Source organism: Vicinamibacterales bacterium (assembly GCA_041659285.1).
In the GTDB taxonomy this organism is placed as follows: domain Bacteria; phylum Acidobacteriota; class Vicinamibacteria; order Vicinamibacterales; family UBA2999; genus 12-FULL-67-14b.
The window spans coordinates 179,670-204,996 of the sequence record JBAZYO010000008.1; the positions used below are offsets into that span (position 1 = coordinate 179,670).

Here is a 25,327-nt window from a genome sequence, read left to right on the forward strand (position 1 = left end):
GGGTCTGACCCCTCCGCGTCTGCGGGTCCGGCTAGAGCCGGACTCTACTGCGTACGGCAACTGGCGTTGCCGACCCCCTTGGTGAGCTCACACTGCACGAACGCGATGCGCGGCCGGGCGAAGCTCAGCATCGTGCCCGCCGCGCCCTCGTAGCTCGAATTGGTGTGGGGCTTCGCCGGGTCTTCCTTCATCGCCGCGTCGATGCGCTGGATCTGCCGGATGATCTCGGTGTCGAGCCATCCGTCGGCCTCCGCCAGCTGCGCGGCGCGCGACATCTCGGTGAAGTAGAGCGTGTTGTACTCGGTCACCGACATCAGCTTTTCCATCAACTGATTGCCCGACCATCCCTCGTTGATCGACAGCTCCGGGCCCCAGAAGGTGTTGTCGGAGTCCCAGGAAATCAGCGTGTGCACGTCCTGGTTCTCGAGGCGATACAGGTAGAAGTTGTTCATGCCGTACTTGCCGAGGAACCCGTCGGTCTCGGCGAGAAAGTTCTGCGCCGCCACGAAGCGGATGAACGCGGGAATGTCGAACTTCCCGCCGATGGAGGCGCCCAGCCCGGAGGCCGAGGCCTCGTTGGTCAGCCGCACCAGCGTTTCGATAGGCCGGTACTTCGCTTCGTCGGTCTCCGATTCGTGCGTCTTGGCCTCGAAGCGCAGCATGTAGGGCTCGAGGCTGGTGCCAAGGTTCGTGAAGCGCCAGTCGTCCTGGTACTTGAACTCGTACAGGTAGCCGTCATTCTGCGTGTCGTCGCCAATGGCCCCGAACACCCGCGCGAGCAGATCTTTGTCCACCGACTCGACGATGGCGTAGACCCCGATGTACTCGTTGTTCACGTACAGCCTGGTGTGGATCTCGCGCGACACCGGGATGCCCAGGCGGGCGTAAAACGCCACCGACACGGACTCGTGAACGCCCGACGGATCCTGCGTGAGGTTGTCGAGGTTGAATGACTTCAGCCCCAGGAAGGTCTGATCGGTGGCGTAGCGGTCGAAGTCCACGCGCAAGCCCGGCTTGGTGCTGCTACGCGACCCGCGGCCGCGCGACCGGATGCCCACGTTCCGCGCGGTTTGGCCGTTCAACGTGACGTCGGCCGGATAATAGGTGTTTTCCTGGAACTCGGCCTTGAGCTTGGACCAGTCAGCCGAGTTCAGCCACAGGTCCACTCTTTGAAGGTTTTGGCTCGAAAAAAGCTCATCTGCCGTCTGGGCAGCGGCCGGCGAAACGCCCAGCCAGAGGACCGCCAGCGCGACCGATAGCAGGGTTGCGAAGCGCTTAGCCACGATACACAATATAGACGACGAACAACCTGCCGGCCGTCCATAAACGCCCGGTGGCGGAACTGACCAATAATGTGGCCCCCCCCGCTCCGGACGATTGGCTTGACCCTTATCTTGGGGTGCGCGCTGGCCTCTGCTTGGTGCAGCGGCACGCCAAGTTCGCCTACCCCGATCCCGACCACGCCAACGGCTATAGCCGTCACGCCGGGGACGCCGGTCGAAGTCCCTGCCAACGAAACCCCCGCGGCGCCGACCACACCCCCGCCGCCCCCGGCCGGTCCAAGCTCGACTTGGGTCAACGTCTTTGGCGACACCGGCTGGTGCGGGTCCCCGGCGATGCCGGCGCTGGCCCGGCTCATGACCGACCTGGGCGGCGATGTCTTCCTGGCAGGCGACCTGGCCTACATGAACGGCACCCTCGACGACTTCCGCCGCTGCTTCGACCCAGATTTCGGACGCTTCCGAGCACGGTTCTGGGCCACGCCTGGAAACCACGACTACCAGACCGCCGGCGCCGATGGCTACTTCACCTACTTCGGTGACCGGGCGGGTCCCGCGCGGCGCGGGTACTACGCCGTGCGCTCGTCCACCTGGCAGGTGCTCATGCTCAATACGCAGATTGCGATTGGGCGTAACTCGGCGCAACTCGAATGGGTTCGCCAGGAGTTGCAGAACAACCCCACCCGCTGCACGATGGCGGTCATGCACTACCCCTTCGACAGCTCAGGTCCCAACGGCCCGAACGCTCAACTGCGTGACATCTGGGATGTGATGCACGGCCTTGGAGTGGATGTGGTGGTGTCGGGACACGATCACATATACGAACGCCACGCGCCGCAGGACGCCAGTCAGCGCTCGGACCCGGCCCGCGGCATTCGCCTCTTCATCGCGGGCACGGGCGGCGCGCCGCCGTCCACGCGGGTTCGCGCGGCCGGGCACTCGGAGCTGCTGCTCTCCAACCACGGGTTGCTGCGCCTCAAGCTGGAGCCGGCGCTCTACGAATGGGAATTCCGGGACGTGAACGGCTCCGTCCTGGATCGCGGCCTCAACATCTGCCACTGACCGCGCGACCGGCCTAACGCCTGGTGAGATCGAACGCGCTCAGCTGGCGATCGTTACGAACGAAGTAACGTCCGTCGGCGAGTGCGGGATACGCGCGGACCACGCCAGGGATCAGTGACGCGCGGGCATTGAAGCGGAACGCCTTGGGCGAGGCCGGGGCGAGCGCCAGCTCGCCCGACTCGCGCGTGATCACCAAGGTATCGCCCGCGATCAGCAGCGTGCCGGCGCCAAAGCCGTCCACGTTCCACATCACCTTGCCCGTTGCCAGCTCGATGCAGCGCAGGCTCTGCCCAAATTCCTGCCGGCCCTCGAACCCGTACAGATACCCGTCGCGGTAGACGCTGGTCGAGTAGTGATTGGACATCGACTCGTCGCCGGACCACACCGGCTTCACCGCGTTATTGGCCACCTGCAGGAGCACCGCCCCGGTGCCGTAGCTTGCGGAGAGGAAGATCTGGTCCTTAATCACAATCGGCGCGGCCGCATTGACCGACGCGGCCATCCGCGCGCGCCAGCGGAACTGATACCGCAGGCCGCCGGTCGCGGGATCGAGCGCGGCCAGTCCGGTCCGCGTGAAGAACACCGCCGTGCGGAGCCCGGCGATGTCGGCGATCACCGGCGCCGAATAGCTCGCTTCATCCGTGGTCGAGGTCCACAGCGTCTTGCCGGTGGCGGCGTCGAAGGCGACGATACCGCCGCCTTCGCCAGGCTTCGGCGGGCCAAGGCCGGTCTTGCCGCCGACGTTGACCATCACGCGGTCACCGTCCACCAGCGGGGAGGTGGCGACGCCGAAGTACCCCTTCGGCGCGTCGAAGACGCGGCGCGTGTCAACGGCCCAGAGCTTCCGGCCGGTGGCGAAGTCGAGGCCGTGAAGCCAGCCGTCGGCGCCATGGGTGAACACGCGCCCGCCGGCGATCACCGGAACCGCGCGCGGCCCTTCGTCGAAGCCGAAGTCGTCGCGATAACTGGTGGGGTAGTCGAACGTCCAGATCGTCTTGCCGGTGGCCGCATCCATGGCGTCAACGGTCTCGCGGTTGTTGAGGCGATGAAACAGGATCAGCCTGCCGGCCGCCACCGCCGGCCCGGCGAAGCCGGCGCCGACGTCACGCCTCCAGATCAGCGGTGGCCCCGAACGGGGGAACGACGCGACGATTGGCGCGCCGGTGTAGATGCCGTTGCGGCCGGGCCCGAGAATCTGCGGCCAGTCCTGCGCCGCGATCATTCCTCCGCCCGTGACGACGCATATCAGAACGGCCAGACCAGTGGGCAGGCGTCGCATGTCGGCGCCAGCCTATCAAAGCCGGGCGCGGCGCGCGAACGTTCCGGAAGGACTACCCTTACATGTCCACATGGAGACGCCATCGAACCCGCATCGGCCGATCATGGTTGCGGAAGTCTTGCGTTGCCTGCGGCCGGCCCCTGGCGATGTCGCGGTGGACTGCACCCTTGGCGGCGGCGGTCATGCGCAGGCGATCCTGGAGCGCGTGCAGCCGGGCGGGCGCCTGATCGGCCTCGACGTGGACCCGATCGAGTTGCCACGCACCGAAGCCCGCCTTCGCGCCGACGGTTTCGGCCCAGACACGTTCGTTGCCCGACACGGGAATTTCGCGAGGCTCCCGCAGGTGCTCGCCGGTGAGGGCATCGCCGCTGTCGATCTGATCCTGGCGGACCTCGGCGTGTCGTCGATGCAGCACGACAATCCGGAACGTGGATTCAGCCACCGGGGTGTCGGCCCGCTCGACATGCGGATGGATCCCACGCGGGGCGCGCCGGCGTCGCAACTGCTGGCGGGTATCAGCGAGGTGTCACTGACGGCGGTGCTGCGCGAGCACGCGGATGAACCGCAGGCGGAACTGATCGCCGGCATCCTGAAGCGCGAACTCCCGGACACGACGCACGCCCTGACGCGCCTGGTGCGCCTGGGGCTCAACGAGGCCCGGCCCGATCTGCCGAAGGCCGACGTCAAGATGTCGGTGCGAAGGACCCTCCAGGCGCTGCGCATTGCCGTGAACGATGAGTTCCCCGCGCTCGAGGCCCTGCTGCAGGTGGTGCCGCAGTGCCTCAAGCCGGGCGGGCGGGTCGCCATCCTGACGTTTCACTCGGGCGAGGACCGGCGCGTGAAGAAGGCCTTCCTGGCCGGCTACCGGTCCGGCGTGTATTCCGCGGTGGCGAGCCGGGTCATTCGCTCCACCAAGGAGGAAACGTTCGCCAACCGCCGCGCCTCGGCGGCCAAGCTGCGCTGGGCCGTGCGGGCGCCACGCTGACCTCGGCAACCCGAGTCGCAGCCGATCCCGCGCTCACTCTTTGCGCGGTTCCGCAGGCGGCGTTGGCGCCGATTCGGAACTGGCTGCTGGTTCGGGGTCCTGCTCCGGAGGAGGCACGATGGCCGCGTGATGATGGACCAACTCGGAGAGGTGTGCCACGCTCGCCCGCACCACTTCCACGGCATGGCGAATAGACTCGCCGCCCGGGTGGTGGTGTTCGACGAGCGGCCGCGCTTCTTCCTCTTGAGGTTCGCGAAGGACCTCGAGCTGGTCGGCCAGCCAGTGGACGCCTTCGTCAGGCGTGTCGGGCGCTTTTGATCCCGTCACAGTGGCCGGCACCGGGGGCGCATCCTCCATCACGAAGTCAGTGACACCCATCTCCGCGGCGAGGGCGGGGTCGACCACGGGCTCAGCGGGTGGCGCCGGTGCCTCCGCGAAGGCGAGGTCATCGAGGCCCATCTCGTGTTGCAGGCGCTCAATCTGCGCGTCGTGGGCCGGCGACGCGTCGGCGCCATGGTGGTCGTGCGGGCCGCTGGACCCGTGCCCCTGCTCCGGCGAGTGTCGGGCGCGCTCGTAAGCGCCAATGGCCTGGGTGACGGCCTCGGTGACGATCTGCGCCAACGCTTCCGTTGTAACCTCGTGTTCCATCGCCGTAACCGCGGGTGCCTCGGCCTGGGGGCCGTTCTGCAAGTTGGCGTCGATGGCGTCGAATGCCGTGTCGAGATCGCTCTTCGCGCCCGCGTCGGCGCCGGCGGGCGCGCTCGCACTGTTCTCCATCGAGATGCCCAACGCCTCCCGGACATGCGTGACGACGACGCCCGCGCGCAGCGGCTTCAGCAGGAAACCGCCGGCACCCGATTCCGCAATCCGCGATTCGTTGACGGCCTTGGGGGTGAGCAACAACAGGACGGAGACCGCCTGCAGTTGCGGATTGTGCGAGACGTAGTGGGCGACGGCGTAGCCATCGACGGATTTGTTAACGCTGGCCAGGACCAGGTTCGGCCGGTCGGCCTCGATTCGCGCCAGCGCCCCTGGCCCGTCCACGACCGATACCTCAACCGGCTCGCGGGCGAACATCGAGCGGACCTGGCCCTGAGTCTTGGGGTTGTCATCGACGAGCAGCAACTTGTAGAGGGCCATGGTCCGCGTGTTCCTGCTGCTAGTATCGGCTTCTCCACGGGTGGCGACAAGTTGGTCGTGCCGTCCTGTGCAGGTGCGGCCGGTCCGGGACGGGGCATATAATCGCCGCCATGAAGACCAACCGACGCTCGTTCCTGAGAATCTCCAGCGCTGCCGGCGCCGGCGCGCTCGCGCTTGGCGCCAACAGTATCGAATTGGTTGCGCAAGCCTCACGCGCGCTCGGCAACCGGACCCCGGACGATGTGGCGGCGGATGAAAGCTACTGGCGCGACATCCAGAGCGCCTTCACGCTCGACCGCTCGCTCATCAACCTCAACAACGGCAACAGCTGCCCCAGCCCGACCGTTGTTCACGACGCCTACAAGCGATACCTCGACTACTCGAACCAGGCGCCCGTGTATCACCGCGGCCTGATCGAGCGGAACATCGAAGTGGTCCGCCGCCGGCTGGCGGCCGAGTTCGGCTGTGACGCCGAAGAGATGGCCATCACCCGCAACTCCAGCGAGTCGCTGCAGATTGCCCAGAACGGCCTCGACCTCGAGCCAGGCGACGAGGTGCTTACCACCGAGCAGGATTACGGCCGTATGCTCACCACCTGGGACCAGCGCGCGCGGCGCGACAAGATCAAGATCACCAAGATCAACTTCCCGGTGCCGACCACCGGCGAGGAACTGTTCGGCCGCCTCGAAGGCGCCATCACGCCGCGCACCAAGGTGCTGCACTTCTGCCACATCACCAACCTGACGGGGCAGATCTTTCCGGTGCAGAACATCTCGCGCATGGCGCGCTCGCGCGGCATCATCACGATTGTGGACGGCGCCCACGCCGTCGCCCACTTCCCGTTCAAGCTGCGCGACCTGGAGATGGACTACTACGGCACCAGCCTGCACAAGTGGCTGCTGGCGCCGACCGGCACCGGCTTTCTTTACGTGCGCAAAGACCGCATTGCCAAGACCTGGCCGATGCAGGCCGCGCCGGAGCGCAGCGAGAACGACATCCGCAAGTTCGAGGAGATCGGCACCTCGCCGGCGGCCACCAAGGCGGCGATCAACGAAGCCCTCGCGTTCCACCAGGCCATCGGCACCGAACGCGTGGCGGCGCGCCTGCGCTACCTGACCCTGCGGTGGGCCAACAAGCTCAAGGCCAACCCGCGCATCGTCATGCACACCGGCCTGGACCAGGTCTATGGCGTGGCCTGCGTCGGCATCAAGGACATCCCGGCGCCGAAGATCTACGACTTCCTGTGGAACAAGTACCGGATCATCACCGCCGCCATCTCGCGGCCCGAATACAACGGCGTGCGCGTGACGCCGAACATCTACACGCCGCTCGAGGAGATCGACACCTTCGTCGCGGCGATGGACGACCTGCTGAAAAACGGGCTGCCGGCCGCCTGACGCGTGACATGGATGCTGATGATGCACAGGCGGCCCGGTCGATTGCATCGGCGAAGTAAGGGGTCGTTCTTCCATGCCCACGGCCATCCATCGTCACGTTGAAGCCGCCAGACAAGGGGAGCTCGCGCGCGTCGTCTGTCGCATGTCGTCCGGATGGGCCGTGCTGGGCGATCCGCAGATCACCCGCGGCTACTGCCTGTTGTTGCCCGATCCGGTGGTGCCCGATCTCAATGCGCTTACCGGCGCGGCGCGGCGGCAGTTCCTCGACGACATGGCGGCGCTCGGTGATGCGGTGCTGGCGGTCACGGGGGCCGAGCGGATCAACTACGAGATTCTCGGCAACGTCGAGCCCGCGCTGCACGCGCATGTGATCCCGCGGCATGCGTCTGAGGACTCCGCGCTTCGCCTCAAGCCCGTCTGGCTGCACGATTGGGCAATCGCGCCGGCGTTCGATGTCGCGATTCACGCCGGCCTGCGCGAGCGCATCAGGACCGCTCTCGGCTAAACTGATGTGTTGCACCTATGAGACTCATTCTGTCTGTAAATGTCTTTGCCGCGGCTGCCCTGTGTTTCCTGCCGTCGCTGTCGACGGCCCAAGGCTCGGAACACGTTCACCAGACGCAGCCTGCTCCAACCGCGACTGCTGCTCCTTCGGCCAAGGGTAACGATCGGCCGACGGTCCGCGCCGTGCTCGCCACTGACGCGCCCAAGATTGATGGCGTGCTCGACGAAGCGGTCTGGGCCTCGGCGAATGTGATCGAACAGTTCGTCCAGCAGGAGCCCAACGAGGGCCAGCCCGCCACCGACCGCACCGAAGTGCGCGTGCTCTACGACAAGGGCCATCTCTTCATCGGCGTCCACGCCTATGCCTCGCTGGGGGTCACGGCCACCGAGATGCGGCGCGACGCCGACCGCCTGTTCGACGAAGACAACTTCCAGGTCGTGCTCGACACCTTTCACGACTCGCGCAACGCGTTCATGTTCCTGACCACGCCGCTCGGCGCGAAGCTCGAGCAGCAGATCTTCGATGAGGGCGAGGGCGGCGGCCGCGGCACCACCGCCAACGTCAACCGCAACTGGGACGGCGTATGGGATGCCGCCGCGAAGATCACCGAAGACGGCTGGACCGCCGAGATTTCCATCCCGGTGAACACGCTGCGGTTTGCCAAACGCGACGAGCAGGTGTGGGGCATCAACTTCCAGCGGCACATCCGCCGCAAGAACGAGATGGCGTTCTGGGCGCCGATCCCGAAGGCCTACACCCTCACCCGCGTCAGCCTGGCCGGCGAGCTGACGGGCCTGCGCGGCCTCAGCCTCGGCTGGGACCTCAAGCTCAAGCCCTTCCTGGTTGGCGGTGTTCGAGACGTGCAGACCAGCCGCACCGTCGGCAACACCTCCGCCATTCGCGACATCGGCCTCGACGCCCGCTACGGCGTCACGCCGGGCCTGAACCTCGACGTCACCGTCAACACCGACTTCGCGCAGGTGGAGGTCGATGAGCAGCAGGTGAACCTCACGCGTTTCGGCCTGTTCTTTCCCGAAAAGCGCGACTTCTTCCTCGAGAACTCGAACCTGTTCACAGTCGGCACGGGCAGCTCGTTCACCTCGACGCCGGTGCAGACCGACCTGTTTTTCAGCCGCCGCATCGGCCTGTCGGATGCCGGCACGCCGATCCCCATCCTCGCCGGCGCGCGCCTGGCCGGCAAGTCGGGGAGCAACAACATCGGCGTTCTCAACGTGCAGACCGAATCGGCGTTCGGCAAGGCCGGCGATAACTTCTTCGTCGGCCGCTACAGTCGCGACGTGTTCCGGCGGTCGCGCATCGGCGCGCTGTTCATCAACAAGGAATCGGTGGACGGCAGTGCCCACTTCAACCGGACGATGAGCGTGGACGGCAATTTCGCCCTGGGCCGGAGCATGCAGGCCACCGGCTTCCTGGCGAAGACGGCGACGCCCGGCAAGTCCGGCAACGACATGGCGTTCTACGGCCGTGTCGCCTACCGCGACCCGAAGTGGAACCTGTGGCTGAACTACCTCGACGTGCAGCAGAACTTCAACGCGGAAGCGGGCTTCGTGCAGCGCACCGGTGTCCGCACCACCAAGGCGTACTTCGGCCCGACGCCGCGCCCCAAGCGCGGCAGCATCAAGCTGATGGAGCCGATGTACGTGCTGACCTACACCACGGATCAGGGCAACCGGCTGGTCGGCCGCATGCACCACCTGATGCATGGCACCACGCTCCGAGACGACTCGTTCATCAACGTGATCTACCAGCGCAGCCTGGACGTGCTGGACGTGCCGTTCCGCATCCGGCCGGGCGTGACCATCCCGGTGGGCGCCTACACCTCGGACGAGTGGATCTTCAACTACAACACCAGCCCCGGCCGCAAGCTCTACACGCGGCTGTCGTTCTCACCGATGGAGTTTTACGGTGGCACGCGCCGGCAAATGTCGGCATCCGGCGGCGTCCGCGCCTCGAGCCGGATGGCCGCGGAACTGCAGTTCAACCGCAACGACGTCAAGATGCCGTGGGGCGACTTCCTCGTCAACCTGACGACCCTGCGCGTGGACTACACGTTCTCCCCGCGCATGACCATCCGCAGCCTGACGCAGTACAACTCGTCCACGCACGAGATCTCCAACAACGTGCGGTTCAACTTGATCCACCGCCCCGGAAGCGATCTCTACCTGGTCTACAACGACCTCTCGCAGACCGGCCTCCCGGCCGACATCTTCGGGCAGAAGGACCGCCAGTTGGTCCTGAAGGTGAACTACCTGCTGCAGCGGTGACGCCGGGTTACTTGCCCGCGTCGAAGTAGCGGACCAGCCGCTCGCCCAGGCGTCCGATGCGATCTTCCGCTTCGGCGTACGACCCCGTCACGCTGTTCGCGAAGAACGCCACCACGACCGGCCCCGAGCGGGCGTAGATGACGCCGACGTCGTTGGCGATGGTTCCGCCATCGCCGGTCTTGTGCGCCACCGGCACGTCGATGAAGTGGGGGAGCCTGCGCGCGCCCAGCTGCTGGCGCCGCAGCGTCTGCAGCATGGCGTCGCAGCTCGCCTTCGACGCGGCGGTGCCGCGCTCGATGCTCTCGATCAGCCGGGCGGTGTCTGTCGGCGTCATGCTGCCCAGCCAGAACTTGCGATCGGTCGACGTGCGCTGGTCGCGCTCGCGGGCAAGGCGCTGGCGGATGGCCGGGTCGCGGACCGTGTCGATCCACTTCGCCCGCGGCCCCGTGAACAGGTCGCCGTAGCGCGCGAACAGCGGGTTGCGGTCCGACGCGTACATCAGCCCGCTGGTCTCTTCGGCCGTCAGGTTGGCAAACGCCGGATCGATCATCGTCAGCAGGTCGCGCCGGTAGTCGTGCGGGCGGCCGTATGAGGCGAGGCGCGGGTAGCCGCCTTCCACCAGCCACTTCGTCACCGCAGCAGGCCCGCCGATCTTCATCAGGACGATGTCGGTGGCGGTGTTGTCGCTGGTGATGATCATCTCGGTGATGGCGTCGCGGAGCGTCGGCTGCAGGCCGGCGTCGTGATACTGGAACACGCCGGTGCCATGCCGCAGGTGCGCGCGCGTCAGGGTGATGCGCTCGTCGAGGTCCAGCTGTGCGCGGTCGGCCATCTGGTAGGCGCGAACCATGAAGGTCAGCTTGATGACGCTCGCCGTGCTGAAGTCCTGCTCCGCGCGAACGCCAGCCGCTTCGCCCGTCGTGAGGTGTTTGACGTAGACACCCGTGGTCGCGGGGAAGCCGGCGAGTTCGGCATCGAGTAGCGACTGCAGGGTTCGCGATTGCGCGGCGGGTTGACCGGCCAGGAGGGCCAGGGCAACCAGGCTCAACATCATCAGACGCATGACGCGACAGTAACTGTTGAGCGGTGCGGCGTCAAAGGCCACTGATAAGGACAGCCGCAGATTTGACGCAGATTATCCGTCTCTGATCTGCGGCTGTTCCCTGCGAGTATCAGAAGATATAGCCGCCCTTTGCCACAGACGCATCGGCCAGCCGGCGGCGCATCATGACCGTGTTCGCCGGCGTGACCTTCATCAGGCGCCGCAGGGCGGCCAGCTGCGTCCGCAGCGTGTCGCCCTCCGCCATCGCCGCCAGGCAGCTGCGCGCGGCCAGCTCGATGCGGCCGGCCGCTTCGTTGGTGGTGATGCGCGCGGCATCGGCGTGGGCATCGGCGTTCGCGGCCTTGCCGGCCGCCGCGTCCTGCGCGCGCAGAACGGCGCTTTCGGCGGTGTAGGCGTCGATCAGGATGTCGGCCAGGTAGCTCAAGACTTCCTGTTCCTGTTCGAGCTTCATGCCGTACTTCTGCATGGCGGTGCCCGCGACCAGCAGCACCACTTTCTTGAAGACGCCGCAGGCGCGCGCTTCGTCGGCCAGCGGGGCGTCTGACTCTTCCGGCATCGCCATCGACGGGCTCATGATCTCGTCCTGTAACTGCTTGGCCGCGGCCAGCAGCGGCAGCTCGCCCTTGAGCGCCTTCTTCATCAGCATGCCGGGGATGAGCAGGCGGTTGATCTCGTTGGTGCCCTCGAAGATGCGGTTGACGCGCGCATCCCGGTAGTGGCCCTCGGCCGGGTAGTCGCGCACGAACCCGTTGCCGCCGTGGATCTGGAGGTTCTCGTCGATGATGTAGTCCACCGTCTCGCTGCCGAGCACCTTCGCAATCGACGATTCGACCGCGAACTCCTCGAGCGCCTGCAGCAGCGGCGCCGGGTCGTCGGCCTTCTTGTCGGGCGCCGTCGCAATCCGCTGATCGATCAGGCCGGCGGTGCGGTACATCATGCTTTCCAGCGCGTACTGGCGCGCCGTCATCTCGCCCAGCTTGTGCTTGATGGCGCCAAAGGTGGCGATGGCGACGCCGAACTGCTTGCGTGACGAGGCGTACTTCACGGCTTCGCCCAACGCCGCCTTGCCGCCGCCCGAGCACATGGCGCCCAGCTTGAAGCGGCCGAAGTTCAGCACGTTGAACGCCACCTTGTGGCCCTTGCCGATCTCGCCCAGTACCGCGTCGGCCGGGACCTTCACGTCCTGCAGGATCACCGGGGTCGTCGAGGAGCCGTGGAGGCCCAGCTTGTGCTCTTCCTTGCCACTCGAGACGCCCGCCCACTTCTTCTCGACGATGAAGGCGGTGAAGTGCTCGCCGTCGACCTTGGCGAACACGATGAAGACGTCGGCGAAGCCGCCGTTGGTGATCCACATCTTCTCGCCGGACATGATGAAGCTGCCGTCGGCCTGCTTCATTGCCCGGGTCTTCGCCCCCATCGCGTCTGAACCGGAGCCGGATTCGCTCAGGCAGTAGGCCCCGGCGACCTCGCCGGAGATGAGCCCGGGCAGGTACTTCTGCTTCTGCGCCTCGGTGCCGAACATGTAGATCGGCAGGATGGTGAGGTTGGCCTGGGCGCCAAAGGTGGCGCCAAACGACGCATGGCTGGCCAGTTCTTCAGACACCACCAGCGTCGAGATCTTGTCGAGGTCGACGCCGCCGTAGGCCTCTGGAATGTTGGTGCCGAACAGGCCCAGGCTGCCGCACTTCTTGATCAGCTCGCGCTGCAGCGCCCAGTCCTTCTGCTCGAGCCGTTCATTGGCGGGCATCACCTCGCCGGCGATGAACTCCGCCGCCGCCTGCCGAATCAGCTGGTGCTCCTCGGTGAGCTTCTCGGGAGTCATGACCGAGGCCGGGACCGTCTCTTCCACCAGCCACGAACCGCCCTTGGGTCTCGTCTCGCTCGTCGTTGCGCTTGCCATGTTGTGTCTCCCCAGTGGTCCGGCCACAGCCGGACGCTACGTTGGTCCGCCTAAAGGCGGACGCTACATCTTGCAGTGCCAATGTGGTGTCCGCCTTCAGGCGGACCTACATTCGTTCGAATATCCCCGCCGCGCCCATGCCGCCGCCCACGCACATCGTCACCATTCCATAGCGCGCCTTGCGGCGGTGCAACTCGTGAATCACGGTGGCCGTCAGCTTGCCGCCGGTGCAGCCGAGCGGATGCCCCAGCGCGATCGCGCCGCCATTCACGTTGACCTTGTCGGGGTCGAGTCCCAGCTCGTTCATGCACGCCAGCGACTGCGATGCGAACGCCTCGTTCAACTCGATCAGGTCGATCTGGTCGAGCGTCAGGCCCGTCAGCTTCAACACCTTGCGGATCGCCGGGACCGGGCCGATGCCAAAGAGTTCGGGCTTCACGCCCGCGGTGGCGAAGCCGACGAACCGCGCCAGCGGCGTGAGGCCGCGCTCCCTGGCCAGCGCCGCCGACGTCACGATCACGACGGAGGCGCCGTCGCTCATCTGCGACGAGTTGCCCGCGGTCACCGTGCCGCTGACGTGGAACGCCGGCCTGAGCCTGGCCAGGGCCTCGATCGAGGTGTCGCGCCGGGGGCCTTCGTCGGTGTCGAAGGTGACCTCGCGGATCTTCATCCGGCTAAAGCCGGATGCCACATTACCGGGACCATCCACGATGCGCACCGTCAGCGGCACGATCTCGTCCTTGAAGCGGCCCGCTTCGATGGCGGCGATGGCACGCTGATGGCTCCGGAGCGCGAACTGATCCTGCGCTTCGCGCGACACCTTCGACTCACGGGCATGGTTCTCGGCGACCAGGCCGGTGCTGAGATACACATCGGGGTAACTGGCCACCAGCGCCGGATTGGGCGACACCTTGTTGCCGCCCATCGGCACCATGCTCATCGACTCGGTGCCGCCGGCGACGGCCGCCTGCCCGTAGCCGAGCATGATGCGCTCGGCACCGTAGGCAATGGCCTGGAGGCCGGACGAGCAGAAGCGGTTCACGGTCACGGCCGAGGCTTCCACCGGCAGGCCGGCGCGCAGGCTGGCGATGCGCGCCACGTTCAGCCCCTGCTCGCCCTCCGGCATCGCGCACCCCAGGATCACATCGTCTATGGACGAGGCCTCGAGGCCGGGGACGCGGGCGAGCGCGCCGGTGATGGCGGCGGCGGCCATTTCGTCGGGGCGCATCACGCTGAGGGTGCCCTTGGGCGCCTTGCCAACGGCGGTGCGAACGGCGGAAACGATGACGGCATCCTGCATGGTGTCTTCCTATTTCACCGGCGTGGCGACGTCGGCCAGCAGGCCTTCGACCGCGTCGCCGACCAGTGACGTTTTCATCTCGAACAGGTGGTTGGCGTCTTCGATGGTGATCATTTCCTTCGGCTCGGGAATCTGGCCGTAGAACCTGCGCACCTCTTTGATGGAAATAAGCTCGTCGTCTTCGCCGTGGACGAAGAACTTCGGCAGCGGGCACGTGCGGAGCACGTCGAAGTCGTAGCGGTCAACCGGCGGCGCAATGCCCAGCAGCAGCGACACCCGCGGATCCTCGGCGCCGACGGTCATCGCAATCCAGGAGCCGAACGACATGCCGGCGGCCCACACCGGGAGGCCGGGAAAGCGCCCGGCCACGAAATCGATCGCCGCCGTGAAGTCCGCCTTCTCGCCCTCGCCGGAGTCGAACGTGCCGGCGCTGCTCCCGACCCCGCGGAAGTTGAAGCGCAAGGCGGCAACGCCGATCCGCGGCATGGCCTTGGCCGCCTGGTAGAGCGCCTTGGTGTGCATGGTTCCACCGTGCAGGGGATGCGGATGGCCGAACACCGCCACCGCTCGCGGCTCGCCCTCGGGCAGATCCAGCAACGCCTCCAGCGGACCACTGGGTCCGGGAATCTCACGCAGGAATTCGGGTGCCATCAACAAACCTTCCAAGAATCTCCGCGAACGTGTGGGGCCGCGTCACCAGGCCGATGTGACCGGTCCGCTCGAGCACGACGCGTTGCGCCGATTGAAGTTCCTTCATGTACTGCTCGGTGACCTTGACCGGCACCACCTTGTCCAGGCCCGCCTCACCGGTCATCACGAGTGCGCGCGCCGTGATGCCGCGCGGGTCCGCAAACGCGTGGGCCGATGCCCAGGCGACGCGCCTGGCCATGCGCGTGGGCGACGCCGGCGCCATCGCGATGCGGGCGCCCTGGCCGGCCATGAACCGCAGCCGCGCACCCATCCCGGGAAAGGCGGCCGCCACTTCCGGGCTCATCCGCGCCGGCGCGGTCACCGCGAACAGCGGGCTCATCAGCCGCGGCGAGTTCAGGTAGCGTTGCTGCTGACCGTCCGGCTGCCACCCGCTGTGCAGCGCCGAGGCCAGCACGAGCGCCGACACGCGTTCTGGATGCCGGGCGCTGAACTCCGCCGCGATCAACCCGCCATACGACACGCCGACAATGGCCGCCCTGGACAACCCCGCCCGGTCCAGGGCCGAGGCGACCTGAGTCACGTAGTTGTCGAACGCCTTCGCCGGGTCGCACGGGAACGGACTGCTCCGCTCGTCACACAGGGAAAACGAAATCACGCGGTGGTGCTTCGCCAGCGCCGCGACGGCCGGACGCATCCATTCCCACCGGCCCTGGAGGCCGGGAATGAGGACGATGGGCGAACCGGAACCGACGTCGATCATCAGTTCCTCAGCGGCTTGCCGGTCTTGAGGGTGTGCTGGATGCGCTCCAGCGTCTTGCGCTCGCCGAGCAGGCTCATGAACGCCTCGCGCTCGAGATCCAGCAAGTACTGCTCGGTGACGGTGGTCGCGTGGGGCAGGTTGCCGCCGCCAAAGATGTGCGCGAGCTTGCGGCCGATCAGGGCATCGTGATCGCTCGCGCGTCCTGCCCGCCAGGCCAGGTGCACGCCGAGGTTCAGCGCGGCGGTCACCGACTCGCCGCCCACGGGTATCGCGGTGCGTGGCGCCGGCACGTGATAGCCCTCGCGCACGCGTTCGAGAGCCTTGGCCTTGGCGTCGGCCATCAGGCGTTCGCGGTTCATCGAGAAGCCGTCGGTCGGCGACAGGTAGCCGATGCGCAGGGCGTCGGGACCGCTGGCCGAAACCTTCGCGAGCGCCACGGTTTCAAACGCCTTCTGGATGTAGGGCAGCGGATCGCTCTGCGGCGTGGGCAGCTCCGCCATGGCGCGCACGGTCATCTCTTTCGTGCCGCCGCCGCCGGGGATGAGGCCGACGCCTGCCTCCACGAGCCCCATGTAGGTTTCGGCGGCCGCCTGCACGCGGTCGGCGTGCAGCGCGATCTCGGTGCCGCCGCCGAGCGTGAGGCCCGCGGGCGCCGCGACCACCGGCACCGGGCTGTAGCGCAGCGCCAAGGTGGCCTGCTGGAACCCGCGAATCATCAGGTCGAGTTCGTCCCAGTTGCCTTCCTGGGCCTCGAGCAGCACCAGCATCAGGTTGGCGCCGGCGGAGAAGTTCGGCGCGTCGTTGCCGACCACCAGCGCCACTCCGCCCTTCGCGGCTTCCTTGACGCCGGCGTGCAGCATCTGCACCGTGTCGGCGCCGATCGCGTTCATCTTCGAGTGGAACTCGACCGCGATCACGCCGTCGCCGAGGTCGACGAGGCTGGCGCCGGCGTTCTTCTTGATCACGCGGCCCTGTTCCCTGGCGGTCCGCAGGATCTGCAGGTCCGCGGCCGCCGGCTTCACCAGGCCGTCACGGAAGCGGGTGAGGCCGCCCGCGAGCAGGTCGGCCACCAGCGGCGGCACGCCGCCGATCATCGCGTGTCCACCCACCGCTTCGGCGGCGGCCAACACCTCGCGCACCCCGATCACGTCGAACAACTCGAAGGGCCCGAGGTCCCAGCCGAACCCCCACCGCATCACGCGGTCCACGTCATCGATCGAGTGGGCAATCTCCGGGGTGACGCGCGCGGTGTAGATCAGCGCCGGCGCCAGGGTGGCGCGCAGGAACTCGCCCGCCTTGTCTTTCGAGTTGAAGAGGGTGCGCACGCGCTCGGCCAGGTCGTCGTTCGACTTGCCGGCTTCGATCGACGGGATGCGCACCGACTGCTTCGCCCGATACTCGAGGGTGGCCGGATCGAGCGTCCAGATCTCGGATTCCCCGGCCGCGTTCTTGCGCCGCTCGTAGAAGCCCTTGCCGGTTTTCTCGCCGAGCTGCCCGCGCGCAATCAATTGCTCGACCAGGGGCGCCACCGCGAAGGCGGCGCGGTCCGCCTGGTTGGGGAGCCGCTCGTGGAGGTTGCGCAACACGTGCGCGAGCACGTCGATGCCGGCGATGTCCATGGTCCGGAACGTCGCGCTGCCCGGACGCCCAAGCGCCGGGCCGGTGATGGCGTCGATCTCTTCAATGGTGTAGCGGCCGGTGGCCAGCACGTCGAGCGTGCGCGCCACGCCGTAGAGCGCGATGTGGTTGCCGATGAAGTTGGGCGTGTCTTTCGCCACCACCACGCCCTTGCCGAGCATGTGATCGCCGAACCGGGTGACCGCCGCCACCACTGCCGGGTCGGTCTCGGCGGTCGGGATGATCTCGAGCAGCCGCAGATAGCGCGGCGGATTGAAGAAGTGGGTGCCGATCCAGTGCCGGCGGAAGTCGTCCGAGCGGCCTTCGGCGAGCGCGGCGATCGGAATGCCCGAGGTGTTGGTGCTGACGATCGAGCCGGGACGGCGCTTCTCGTCAACGCGGGCCAGCAGCTGCTGCTTGATGTCGAGCCGCTCGATCACCGCTTCCATGATCCAGTCGGTCTTGCCAACGGCATCCAGGTCGGTGTCGAAGCCGCCGGTGGTGACCAGCCGGTAGGCGTCGGGCGTGAACTGCGGATCCGGCTTCAGCTTGCGCGCCTTCTCCAGGCCCTGTCGCGCCACATCGGCGGTGAGGTCCAGCAGCAGCACCGGGATGCCGGCGTTGGCGCAGTGCAGCGCGATCTGCGCGCCCATAGTGCCGGCGCCGAGCACGGTGACAGAGTTGATGGCAATCATCCTGTAAGCCCTTTGATCCTGATCTGTGTAATCTGTGTCATCTGCGGCCCTGGGGTGACGGCGTCATCCACCTTCGCGCTCCGCGCTACGGTGGACAGGTCGGCGGCCGATGCCGTTGATGAACAGATCCACGACCGCATCGGCCTCAGCCGACAGGTCGTACTTGCGACGGCTGAGCATCCAGTTGGTGGCCATCTCGTCGAGTGCGCCGAAGAAGATCTTGGCAGCGGTGGTGGGGCTGATGCCTTTGCGAAACCCGCCGCTGTGCTGCCCATCGGCAATCGTATCGCGGATCAGCTTCAGGTAGTCCTGGAGGAAGGTGGCGGAGAAGCGCTCCATGAACTTCACCGACTGCCGCAGTTCGACCTGGAAGACCACGGCGAGATGCTTGTCGCGGCCGAGCCGGCCGAGGTGCAGGCGGGCGATGCGCCGGAGGCGTTCCGCCGGATCGGCAACGCCCTCGAGCGCGGCGCGGCCTTCGCCGATCACTTCGCCCATCGATCGCTCGAAGATCGACACCAGCAGGTCGTCCTTGCCCTCGAAGTAGAGGTAGACGGTCCCCGCCGCGACGCCCGCCACCCGGGCGACGTCGGCCACCTGCGACTGGAAGTAGCCGTTCTGCGCGAACACCCGGGTCGCCGCGCGCAGGATGAGGTCGCGCTTGTCGAGGCCGGCGCCGGCCGGCTTGACCGCGGCCAGCCGCCGGGCCGCTACCGCCACCGCGCCCCTCGATGAATGAACATTCATTCATTTTGGTCGGCGGTCCCGCGGAAGTCAATCACGTCCCTACTTCCAGCGCATGAGGATGGTTTCCCGGGCGAACACCTGGACCCCCACCCACAGCAGGATGGCATTCAGGACGGCGCAGCCGAGCGCGCCAAGCAGGATGGCGGCCGGGCCGATGATGTAGGCGCCCATCAGCTGCGCGACGAAGACCACCGTGATCGGCAGGATCAGCAGCGACGCCAGCTGCTGGGCCGACCGCGGGTCGTTGGCGCGCGCCGACACGATCACCGACAGCTGCAGCGCCGCCAGCTCGACGAGCGGGCCGAGCACCACGAACATCAGGAACGACCGCGGGCCCAGGATGCTCTGCCACACGCCGGGTTCCGCGACCAGCACGATGCCCGCGATGTAGAGGAGCGTTGCCGCCCAGCTGAGCGCCAGCGCGAACACGAATGGCGTCAGCGTTTTCGCCGCCAGCAGTTCCACCGTGGTCAGCGGCGTCGCCAGCAGGGGTTCGAGCGCCTTCGACTGCTTCTCCCCGATCACCGCATGGGTCGCGAGCGCCATCGCCGCCACCACCGGCACCAGGAGCAGGAGCAGCGAGAACTGGTGAAACAGGAACGCCTGGATCAGCCCATTCCCCGTCAGGTGGGCGATCTCGGGGATGGCGCTGATCGCGGCCCGCGCCTCATCCGCGAACTCGCCCGAACGCTCCAGGCTCTCGCCGGCGATCATCGGCGCGCCGACCACGACCAGGAAGGCCGGCACCAGCGACCCGAACACCATCGCGATGGCCGGCAGGATCGCGCCGGGGTTCCGCGCCAGTTCCGCCGCGTCCTTGCGCGCCAGGGCCAGCACGCGATGCCACGCCAGCCCGCGGCCCGTCACGCCGTCCCCACCAGGTTCAAGTAGACATCCTCGAGCGAGCGTTGGTCGGGGGCGACGCGGACCACGCGCGCGCCGGCCCCGACCAGCGCCGCGACCACATCCGGCACGGCGTCGAGGGCGGCGAGATCGATCGTGAGGCGCGACCCGGACGCCTGACCGGCGGCGCCGCCGATCGCGTCGAGGACGGTCATCCACGGCAAGGCGTCGCCTTCAAGCTCGATCACCACCCGCGTGCCGGAGAGGCGCCGGCGCAGGGCCGCCGGCGAGTCGAGCGCCAGCAGGCTGGTGTTGAGCACCGCAATGCGGTCCGAGAGTTCCTCGGCTTCCGCCAGATTGTGGGTGGAGACCAGCAGCGCCCGTCCCTCGCGGCGCAAGTCCCGGATCAGGTCGCGCATGTGCCGCGCGCTCGCGGGATCCAGGCCGGACGTCGGTTCGTCCAGCAGCACCACCGGCGGCTGGTGAATCAGGGCCCGCGCGATCGCGACGCGCTGCTTCAAGCCCTTCGACAGGCGGCCGGCCAGGTCGGCGGCGCGGTCGGACAATCCGACCTGCGCCAGCGCCGCATCGACGTGCCGGGCCGGGTCCGGCAGCCCCTGCAGCCGCGCGTAGGTGAGCAGGTTCATCCGCACGCTGAGCCGCTCCCACAGGCCGGGCGCCTCGGTGAGCAGGCCAATGGCATGCCGCGCGGCATCCGCGGTAGACGAAGTGATCAGGACCTGGTTGATGGTGACGCTGCCGGAGGTGGGCAGAATCAACCCCGCCACCATCCTCATCGTCGTGGTCTTGCCGGCGCCGTTGGGGCCGAGCAAGGTCACGACTTCGCCGGCTTCGACCGAGAGGCTCAGGTCGCGAACGGCCACGCGCGTGTCGAACGTGCGCGTCAGCCGATCGGCGATGAGGAGGGCGGCGGCCATGCCGCCGACCAGACTAGCGCACTTCGAGGTTGGCCTGGATGGCGGCCAGAAATGTCTCGGCCATCTTCTTGTAGCCGAGTTCGTTCGGGTGCAGGCCGTCCCCGCCGATGTAGGTCTCGACACCGGCGATCATCGCGCCATAGAGATCGACGAAGATCGCGCCTTCCCCCCGCGCGACTTCACGCAGGCGATCGTTATATGCCTGGACCGCGGAGTTCGGAATCGACGAGCGCAAGCCCTGCCGCGAGGGCGCGAGCGCGGCGATGAAGACGCGGGCATTCCTGTTGCGCCCCTCGGCCGCCATGGCATTGACTTGCAACGCCGTCGCGGTCAGCGTTGAGGTGTTGCTGATGTTGTTGTAGCCGTGCATCAGCAGCACGACCTGCGGTCGCTGCGCACTCACGACTTGGGCAAAGCGCGCCACCGCGTTCTCCGCCTTTTCACCGGACAGGCCCTCGTTGGTGACAGTAATGCTGGGCACCTGCAAGGTGTAGCGGGCCCTCATCAGGTTCAAGAGCTGGCTCGGATAAGACGCCGAAGGCACTAGGACCTGCTTGACGGCGCCGAGGCCCAGTAACCCTGTCGCGTTGGCAAGAGGCACGGTGACCTCGCCCGAGGTAATGCTGTCCCCGAACGCCAGGAACTTGGTGAGCGTCAACTGCGGCGTCCGGCTGATCGTGACCGGGAAGGTGCAGGACGCGGAGCGATTGAGTGAATCGGTCGCCGTGCACGTGACCGTCGTGGCGCCCAGCGGGAAGGTTGAGCTTGAGGCGGGCGTGCACGCCACGGCGACGGGTTCCTTGCCGCCGCTGGCGGTTGGTGTCGTAAACGTCACGGCCGTCCCGCTGGCCGACGTGGTGCTTGCCGTCATCGGGGCGGGGCAGGTCAGCGTGGGCGGGTCAGGTGTGGGAGTTGGCGTCGGCGTCGGCTCCGGTATTGGCGTCGGCGTCGGTGTCGGCGCGGTCGGGCCGCTGCATGCGCCCGCGACCGCCGTGGCGCACACCACTGCCAGGAGCCACGTGTGTAAGAATCCGATTCGACGCCGTGATATCAAGGACTTCATCTCCGTTTTAATCCGAGCCTCTGATTGTAACCCGGCTAATCAGGCTGACCTCGCAACACCCTGGTGAAAGACGAACGGCGGCCTGGTGACCCAGTGCCGCCGTTGTCGCCAACAGGAGAACGACCGCGATCGAACTAATACGCCGCAAGACCCTTGATCGCGGCCAGCACGTCCGCCGACTGCGGCAGGATGGCTTCCTCGAGTTCCGGGCAGTAGGCGACGGGGCAGTCCATGGCCGCCACGCGCTTCACCGGCGCATCCAGGTGTTCGAAGAGCTCGTCGCCGATGCGCGCCGCGATCTCGGCGCCGAAGCCGCAGGTCAGCGTGTCTTCGTGCGCGATGATCACCCGGTTGGTCTTCCGCACCAGCGCCGAGATGCCGGCCCAGTCGTACGGCATGATCGTGCGGAGGTCGAACACCGCCACGCTGATGCCGTCTTTTTCCGCCTGCTGGGCGGCAAGCAGCGACCGCTGCACGAGCGCGCCCCACGTCAGCACCACCATGTCGGTGCCGTCGCGCCGCAGCGCGCCCTTGCCGAACGGAATCATGAAGTCGGCGCCCGGGTAGGCGCCCTTGTTGTAGGTCTGGCGATACAGGTGTTTGTGCTCGAGGTAGAGCACCGGGTCGTCACAGCGAATGGCCGTGCGCAGCAGCCCGGCCGCGTCGACCGCGTTGCTCGGGAACACGATGCGGATGCCCGGGCAGTGCGCGAAGATGCTCACGCCCGACTGGCTGTGGTACGGCGCGCCGCCGCGCAGGTAGCCGCCGATCGGCACGCGCACCACCATCGGGCACGACCAGTTGTTGCCCGAGCGGTAGCGCAGCATCGACATCTCGTCCTTGAGCTGCATCATCGCCGGCCAGATGTAGTCGAAGAACTGGATCTCAACCACCGGCTTGATGCCGCGCGTGGCCATGCCGACGGCGCGGCCGACGATGTTGGCTTCGGCGAGCGGCGAGTTGAAGACGCGCTCCTGGCCGTGGACCTTCTGCAGGCCGTGTGTCACCTTGAACACGCCGCCCTTGCCGGGCACCTGCGACAACGCCGCCGCCTTGCTCGCATCGGCGACGTCTTCGCCGAACACGACAATGCGCGGGTTCTTCGCCATCTCGTCCTTGAGGGTGCGGTTGATTGCCGCCACCATCGTGTCGGGCTTGCCCTCGGGCTGGGCCGTGGTCTCGAACTGCGCGGATGTCGGATCCACGTCGGGCGAGAACACGAACGATCCCGCTGTGTCGACCGACGGCTTGGGCGCCTTCAGGGCGGCGTCGGTCGCTTCGGCGATCTCGCGATCGACCGAAGTAGCAATGTCGTTCAGGTCGCTCTCGGTGGCGAGCTTCTCGGCGACCAGGAACGCGCGCATCTTGGTGATCGGATCGCGCAGCGCCTCGGCCTTGCGCTCGTCCGGTGTCTTGTAGAGCCGCTCATCGTCCGACAGCGAGTGCGAGTACGGCCGGATCACCTTGGCGTGCACGAACGTCGGCTTGCGCTCGCGGCGCACCCGCGCCACGGCGTCGCCCAAGGTGCGGTAGCTGTCGATGAAGTCGGTGCCGTCGCAGCGGAACACCTCGAGGTTGGGGAACGACTCGACCAGCTTCGAGACGTCGCCGCCGGGGGTCTGCACCTCGACCGGCACGGAGATGGCGTAGCCGTTGTCCTCGACGACGAACAGGACGGGCACGTTGCGGGTGCAGGCGGTGTTGAGCGACTCCCAGAACTCGCCTTCGCTGGTCGCGCCCTCGCCGATCGACACGTAGGTCACTTCGTCGGCGTGAAAGCGGTCCTGGCGATCGGCGATCGCGGTAATGCGCTCGTAGAGCATGCCCGCTTCACCGGCGCCGACGGCCTGCAGGCACTGGGTGCCGGTGGGGCTGCCCTGCGAGGGAATGTTCAGGCCCTTGTGGCCCCAGTGCGACGGCATCTGCCGTCCGCCGGAATTCGGGTCGTCCTTGGCGCCGACCGCGCTCAACAGCATCTCGAGCGGGGTCATGCCGAGTTGCAGGCACAGCGCGCGATCGCGGTAATAGGGATAGAACCAGTCGTAGGCGGGACGCAGGTGCATGCCCGCGGCCGTCAGCACGGCTTCGTGCCCGGCGCCGCTGATCTGGAAGAAGATCAGGCTCTGGTTCTTGAGCTGAATCTCCTTGTCGTCGAGCCGGCGCGACGTGAGCATGGTGCGGTAGGCCCGCAGCATCTCGTCGCGCGTGAGACCGCCCCAGCGTGCGCTCGAACCATCGGCCTGGGCCGTGCGCGCGTCGGGTCTGGATGCCAGCGTCGAAGCCTTCATGTCGGCAAAATTATAGCATCCGGGCGGATGCTATAATCTGCGCCAAAAGAGAACCCAAACGCATGCCTTCACCATCCGTACGCCTCTATCGCTGGGACGAAATCGCGCTCGAAAAGGTCACCGAAATGATTTCCCGGAAGATCATCACCGGCGAACGCGAAATGGTCACCCAGATCTACCTCAAACGCGGCGCGCTCGTGCCGATGCACTCGCATGAAAGCGAGCAGATGACCTACGTGCTGCAGGGCGGCCTGCGCTTCGTGATCAACGGCGAAGAGATCACGGTGCGTGAGGGCGAGGTGCTGCACATCCCGTCATGGGTGCCGCACCAGGCCGAAGCCATCGACGACACCTTCGAGATGGACATCTTCAGCCCCATCCGGCAGGACTGGCTGGACGGCACCGACAGCTACTTTCATGACAAGAAGTAGCCTCCGCGTTTAGGCGGAGCCGGCGAAGCGATGAACGTCCTCTTCACCCTTGCGGTCCTGGCGGTCGTGGCGACGTGGGCCATGGCCGTCCACAGCCGACTGCTCCGCTTGCGCCGTGAAATCCTGAACGAATGGACGCGACTGGAGGCGCGGGAGAAAGCGGGGGAGGCCGGCCTCGATGGCGCGCGCTACAACGCGCTGGCGCGCGCCTACAATACCCGGCTGGAGGGTTTCCCCGACAACATCATCGCCGGGCTCGCGGGCTTCCGCCCCGCGCAGATGTTCGTCACCGGTAAGCCCTGACTGTCAACTGCCGGCGGCAACTGTCAGTGAATGTGCTTCTTCCACTCGCTCTTCCAGGCATCGTCTGACGAGCGGCCGCCGGAGTAGACGTCGAACTTGCTGCGCGCCCGGCCCATCTTCCAGCGCAGCCAGCGGTACTTCAGCTCGTCGAGGGGACGCGCGCGAAGCCCCTTCAGGTAGAGGTACCCGACGACCAGCCCGCCGAGGTGAGCGGAGTGGGCGATGCCGCCGCCCGGGCCGCCGAGCGCCGAGAAGAACGCGATCGCGCCGATGATCATGACGAAGTACTTCGCCGGGATCGGGAAGATGAAATAGAGGTAGATCGGCCGGTTCGGGAAGTACATGCCGTAACCGAGCAGCAGCCCGTAGATCGCGCCCGACGCGCCCACCGTCACCGAGTAGTAGACGCCGTCCACGAACAGCGACAGCAGCAGGCTGGTGGCCGCCGCGCCGACGCCGGTCACGAAGTAATACTTCGTGAAGAAGCGCGTGCCCCACGTGCGCTCCAATTCGGTGCCGAACATCCACAGCGAGAGCATGTTGGTCAGGATGTGCCCCACGCCGCTGGTGCTGTGGAGGAACATGTAGGTGATCGGCTGCCAGAAGGCAAAGTCTTCGAACACCGCGCGCGGCTCGAGCCCGAGCCGCAGCGTCATGGCCGGCACGATCAGGTTGATCACGAACACAACCACGTTCGTGATGATCAGGAACTTCACCGCCGGCGTGATGCCGCCGGGGCCGAACGAGTACGAGGCGCCAGACGAGGGATAGCGGGCCATTCGGGTAAGGGAATCG

Annotated in this window: 23 protein-coding genes; 8 read left to right on the forward strand and 15 right to left on the reverse strand. The window is 67.0% G+C overall.

Features of this window, described 5'->3' with window-relative positions; translation table 11 throughout:
* Nucleotides 1-44: 44 nt before the first annotated feature.
* Complete coding sequence (locus WC815_14945) at nt 45-1,166, reverse strand: CotH kinase family protein (protein ID MFA5910076.1); 1,122 nt, start codon at nt 1,164-1,166, stop codon at nt 45-47.
* 186 nt (nt 1,167-1,352) lie between these two features.
* On the opposite strand from WC815_14945, the gene WC815_14950 reads away from it, so the two are divergent.
* Complete coding sequence (locus WC815_14950) at nt 1,353-2,342, forward strand: metallophosphoesterase (protein ID MFA5910077.1); 990 nt, start codon at nt 1,353-1,355, stop codon at nt 2,340-2,342.
* Between the two features lie 13 nt (nt 2,343-2,355).
* Here the strand turns inward: WC815_14950 and WC815_14955 are convergent, their stop codons facing one another.
* Nucleotides 2,356-3,621, reverse strand: a complete 1,266-nt coding sequence (locus tag WC815_14955) for a PQQ-binding-like beta-propeller repeat protein (protein MFA5910078.1) — start codon at nt 3,619-3,621, stop codon at nt 2,356-2,358.
* Nucleotides 3,622-3,691: 70 nt separating this feature from the next.
* Between WC815_14955 and rsmH the strand changes: the two genes are divergently transcribed.
* Entirely contained in the window at nt 3,692-4,606 is a 915-nt protein-coding gene (gene rsmH, locus WC815_14960) for a 16S rRNA (cytosine(1402)-N(4))-methyltransferase RsmH (GenBank protein ID MFA5910079.1), read from the forward strand.
* A 33-nt stretch (nt 4,607-4,639) separates the two neighbouring features.
* Here rsmH and WC815_14965 read toward each other — a convergent pair whose 3' ends face one another.
* Nucleotides 4,640-5,746 (reverse strand): response regulator, encoded by a 1,107-nt coding sequence (locus WC815_14965; protein ID MFA5910080.1) that lies wholly within the window; start codon nt 5,744-5,746, stop codon nt 4,640-4,642.
* A 110-nt stretch (nt 5,747-5,856) separates the two neighbouring features.
* Between WC815_14965 and WC815_14970 the strand changes: the two genes are divergently transcribed.
* From WC815_14970 to WC815_14980, 3 genes are all read left to right on the forward strand, one after another.
* Nucleotides 5,857-7,143, forward strand: a complete 1,287-nt coding sequence (locus WC815_14970) for an aminotransferase class V-fold PLP-dependent enzyme (protein ID MFA5910081.1) — start codon at nt 5,857-5,859, stop codon at nt 7,141-7,143.
* A gap of 73 nt (nt 7,144-7,216) precedes the next feature.
* Complete coding sequence (locus tag WC815_14975; protein ID MFA5910082.1) at nt 7,217-7,648, forward strand: hypothetical protein; 432 nt, start codon at nt 7,217-7,219, stop codon at nt 7,646-7,648.
* 182 nt (nt 7,649-7,830) lie between these two features.
* Nucleotides 7,831-9,933: a DUF5916 domain-containing protein gene (locus WC815_14980; protein ID MFA5910083.1), complete on the forward strand. Its 2,103-nt coding sequence runs from the start codon at nt 7,831-7,833 to the stop codon at nt 9,931-9,933.
* Between the two features lie 7 nt (nt 9,934-9,940).
* On the opposite strand, the gene WC815_14985 is transcribed toward WC815_14980, so the two are convergent.
* The 10 genes from WC815_14985 to WC815_15030 form a co-directional block, all read right to left on the reverse strand.
* On the reverse strand, nt 9,941-10,996 hold the full coding sequence (locus WC815_14985) for a serine hydrolase (protein MFA5910084.1): 1,056 nt from the start codon (nt 10,994-10,996) through the stop codon (nt 9,941-9,943).
* Between the two features lie 109 nt (nt 10,997-11,105).
* Complete coding sequence (locus WC815_14990) at nt 11,106-12,896, reverse strand: acyl-CoA dehydrogenase family protein (protein ID MFA5910085.1); 1,791 nt, start codon at nt 12,894-12,896, stop codon at nt 11,106-11,108.
* A 106-nt stretch (nt 12,897-13,002) separates the two neighbouring features.
* Nucleotides 13,003-14,196 (reverse strand): acetyl-CoA C-acyltransferase, encoded by a 1,194-nt coding sequence (locus WC815_14995; protein ID MFA5910086.1) that lies wholly within the window; start codon nt 14,194-14,196, stop codon nt 13,003-13,005.
* Between the two features lie 9 nt (nt 14,197-14,205).
* Entirely contained in the window at nt 14,206-14,847 is a 642-nt protein-coding gene (locus WC815_15000) for an alpha/beta family hydrolase (GenBank protein ID MFA5910087.1), read from the reverse strand.
* Entirely contained in the window at nt 14,825-15,607 is a 783-nt protein-coding gene (locus WC815_15005) for an alpha/beta hydrolase (protein MFA5910088.1), read from the reverse strand. Before WC815_15005 ends, WC815_15000 begins: the two co-directional genes overlap by 23 nt.
* Nucleotides 15,607-17,919, reverse strand: a complete 2,313-nt coding sequence (locus WC815_15010) for a 3-hydroxyacyl-CoA dehydrogenase NAD-binding domain-containing protein (protein MFA5910089.1) — start codon at nt 17,917-17,919, stop codon at nt 15,607-15,609. Before WC815_15010 ends, WC815_15005 begins: the two co-directional genes overlap by 1 nt.
* Before the next feature lie 63 nt (nt 17,920-17,982).
* A complete protein-coding gene (locus WC815_15015) occupies nt 17,983-18,639 on the reverse strand; it encodes a TetR/AcrR family transcriptional regulator (GenBank protein ID MFA5910090.1) in 657 nt (218 codons plus the stop codon).
* A gap of 66 nt (nt 18,640-18,705) precedes the next feature.
* Nucleotides 18,706-19,533, reverse strand: a complete 828-nt coding sequence (locus tag WC815_15020) for an ABC transporter permease subunit (protein ID MFA5910091.1) — start codon at nt 19,531-19,533, stop codon at nt 18,706-18,708.
* The gene (locus WC815_15025; protein ID MFA5910092.1) at nt 19,530-20,447 is read right to left on the reverse strand and encodes an ABC transporter ATP-binding protein; all 918 of its coding nucleotides are present in this window, start codon (nt 20,445-20,447) and stop codon (nt 19,530-19,532) included. The genes WC815_15020 and WC815_15025 overlap by 4 nt, the downstream gene beginning before the upstream one ends.
* Before the next feature lie 13 nt (nt 20,448-20,460).
* Entirely contained in the window at nt 20,461-21,105 is a 645-nt protein-coding gene (locus tag WC815_15030; GenBank protein ID MFA5910093.1) for an SGNH/GDSL hydrolase family protein, read from the reverse strand.
* On the opposite strand from WC815_15030, the gene WC815_15035 reads away from it, so the two are divergent.
* A complete protein-coding gene (locus tag WC815_15035) occupies nt 21,095-21,577 on the forward strand; it encodes a hypothetical protein (GenBank protein ID MFA5910094.1) in 483 nt (160 codons plus the stop codon). The two genes, WC815_15030 and WC815_15035, sit on opposite strands and share 11 nt — an antisense overlap.
* A 67-nt stretch (nt 21,578-21,644) precedes the next feature.
* On the opposite strand, the gene WC815_15040 is transcribed toward WC815_15035, so the two are convergent.
* A complete protein-coding gene (locus WC815_15040) occupies nt 21,645-23,798 on the reverse strand; it encodes a dehydrogenase E1 component subunit alpha/beta (protein MFA5910095.1) in 2,154 nt (717 codons plus the stop codon).
* 62 nt (nt 23,799-23,860) lie between these two features.
* Between WC815_15040 and WC815_15045 the strand changes: the two genes are divergently transcribed.
* Together WC815_15045 and WC815_15050 are read left to right on the forward strand one after the other, a co-directional pair.
* Complete coding sequence (locus WC815_15045) at nt 23,861-24,229, forward strand: cupin domain-containing protein (GenBank protein ID MFA5910096.1); 369 nt, start codon at nt 23,861-23,863, stop codon at nt 24,227-24,229.
* 30 nt (nt 24,230-24,259) lie between these two features.
* Nucleotides 24,260-24,532, forward strand: a complete 273-nt coding sequence (locus WC815_15050) for a LemA family protein (protein ID MFA5910097.1) — start codon at nt 24,260-24,262, stop codon at nt 24,530-24,532.
* Between the two features lie 23 nt (nt 24,533-24,555).
* On the opposite strand, the gene WC815_15055 is transcribed toward WC815_15050, so the two are convergent.
* On the reverse strand, nt 24,556-25,311 hold the full coding sequence (locus WC815_15055) for a rhomboid family intramembrane serine protease (GenBank protein MFA5910098.1): 756 nt from the start codon (nt 25,309-25,311) through the stop codon (nt 24,556-24,558).
* Nucleotides 25,312-25,327: the final 16 nt, after the last annotated feature.

Excerpts from the sequence above, each read along its gene's own strand:
- WC815_14950 (MFA5910077.1), top strand. The coding sequence starts at position 1,353 with ATGTGGCCCCCCCCGCTCCGGACGATTGGCTTGACCCTTATCTTGGGG.
- WC815_14955 (MFA5910078.1), bottom strand. The coding sequence starts at position 3,621 with ATGCGACGCCTGCCCACTGGTCTGGCCGTTCTGATATGCGTCGTCACG.
- rsmH (MFA5910079.1), top strand. The coding sequence starts at position 3,692 with ATGGAGACGCCATCGAACCCGCATCGGCCGATCATGGTTGCGGAAGTC.
- WC815_14965 (MFA5910080.1), bottom strand. The coding sequence starts at position 5,746 with ATGGCCCTCTACAAGTTGCTGCTCGTCGATGACAACCCCAAGACTCAG.
- WC815_14970 (MFA5910081.1), top strand. The coding sequence starts at position 5,857 with ATGAAGACCAACCGACGCTCGTTCCTGAGAATCTCCAGCGCTGCCGGC.
- WC815_14975 (MFA5910082.1), top strand. The coding sequence starts at position 7,217 with ATGCCCACGGCCATCCATCGTCACGTTGAAGCCGCCAGACAAGGGGAG.
- WC815_14985 (MFA5910084.1), bottom strand. The coding sequence starts at position 10,996 with ATGCGTCTGATGATGTTGAGCCTGGTTGCCCTGGCCCTCCTGGCCGGT.
- WC815_14990 (MFA5910085.1), bottom strand. The coding sequence starts at position 12,896 with ATGGCAAGCGCAACGACGAGCGAGACGAGACCCAAGGGCGGTTCGTGG.
- WC815_14995 (MFA5910086.1), bottom strand. The coding sequence starts at position 14,196 with ATGCAGGATGCCGTCATCGTTTCCGCCGTTCGCACCGCCGTTGGCAAG.
- WC815_15000 (MFA5910087.1), bottom strand. The coding sequence starts at position 14,847 with ATGGCACCCGAATTCCTGCGTGAGATTCCCGGACCCAGTGGTCCGCTG.
- WC815_15005 (MFA5910088.1), bottom strand. The coding sequence starts at position 15,607 with ATGATCGACGTCGGTTCCGGTTCGCCCATCGTCCTCATTCCCGGCCTC.
- WC815_15010 (MFA5910089.1), bottom strand. The coding sequence starts at position 17,919 with ATGATTGCCATCAACTCTGTCACCGTGCTCGGCGCCGGCACTATGGGC.
- WC815_15025 (MFA5910092.1), bottom strand. The coding sequence starts at position 20,447 with ATGGCCGCCGCCCTCCTCATCGCCGATCGGCTGACGCGCACGTTCGAC.
- WC815_15040 (MFA5910095.1), bottom strand. The coding sequence starts at position 23,798 with ATGAAGGCTTCGACGCTGGCATCCAGACCCGACGCGCGCACGGCCCAG.
- WC815_15045 (MFA5910096.1), top strand. The coding sequence starts at position 23,861 with ATGCCTTCACCATCCGTACGCCTCTATCGCTGGGACGAAATCGCGCTC.
- WC815_15050 (MFA5910097.1), top strand. The coding sequence starts at position 24,260 with ATGAACGTCCTCTTCACCCTTGCGGTCCTGGCGGTCGTGGCGACGTGG.
- WC815_15055 (MFA5910098.1), bottom strand. The coding sequence starts at position 25,311 with ATGGCCCGCTATCCCTCGTCTGGCGCCTCGTACTCGTTCGGCCCCGGC.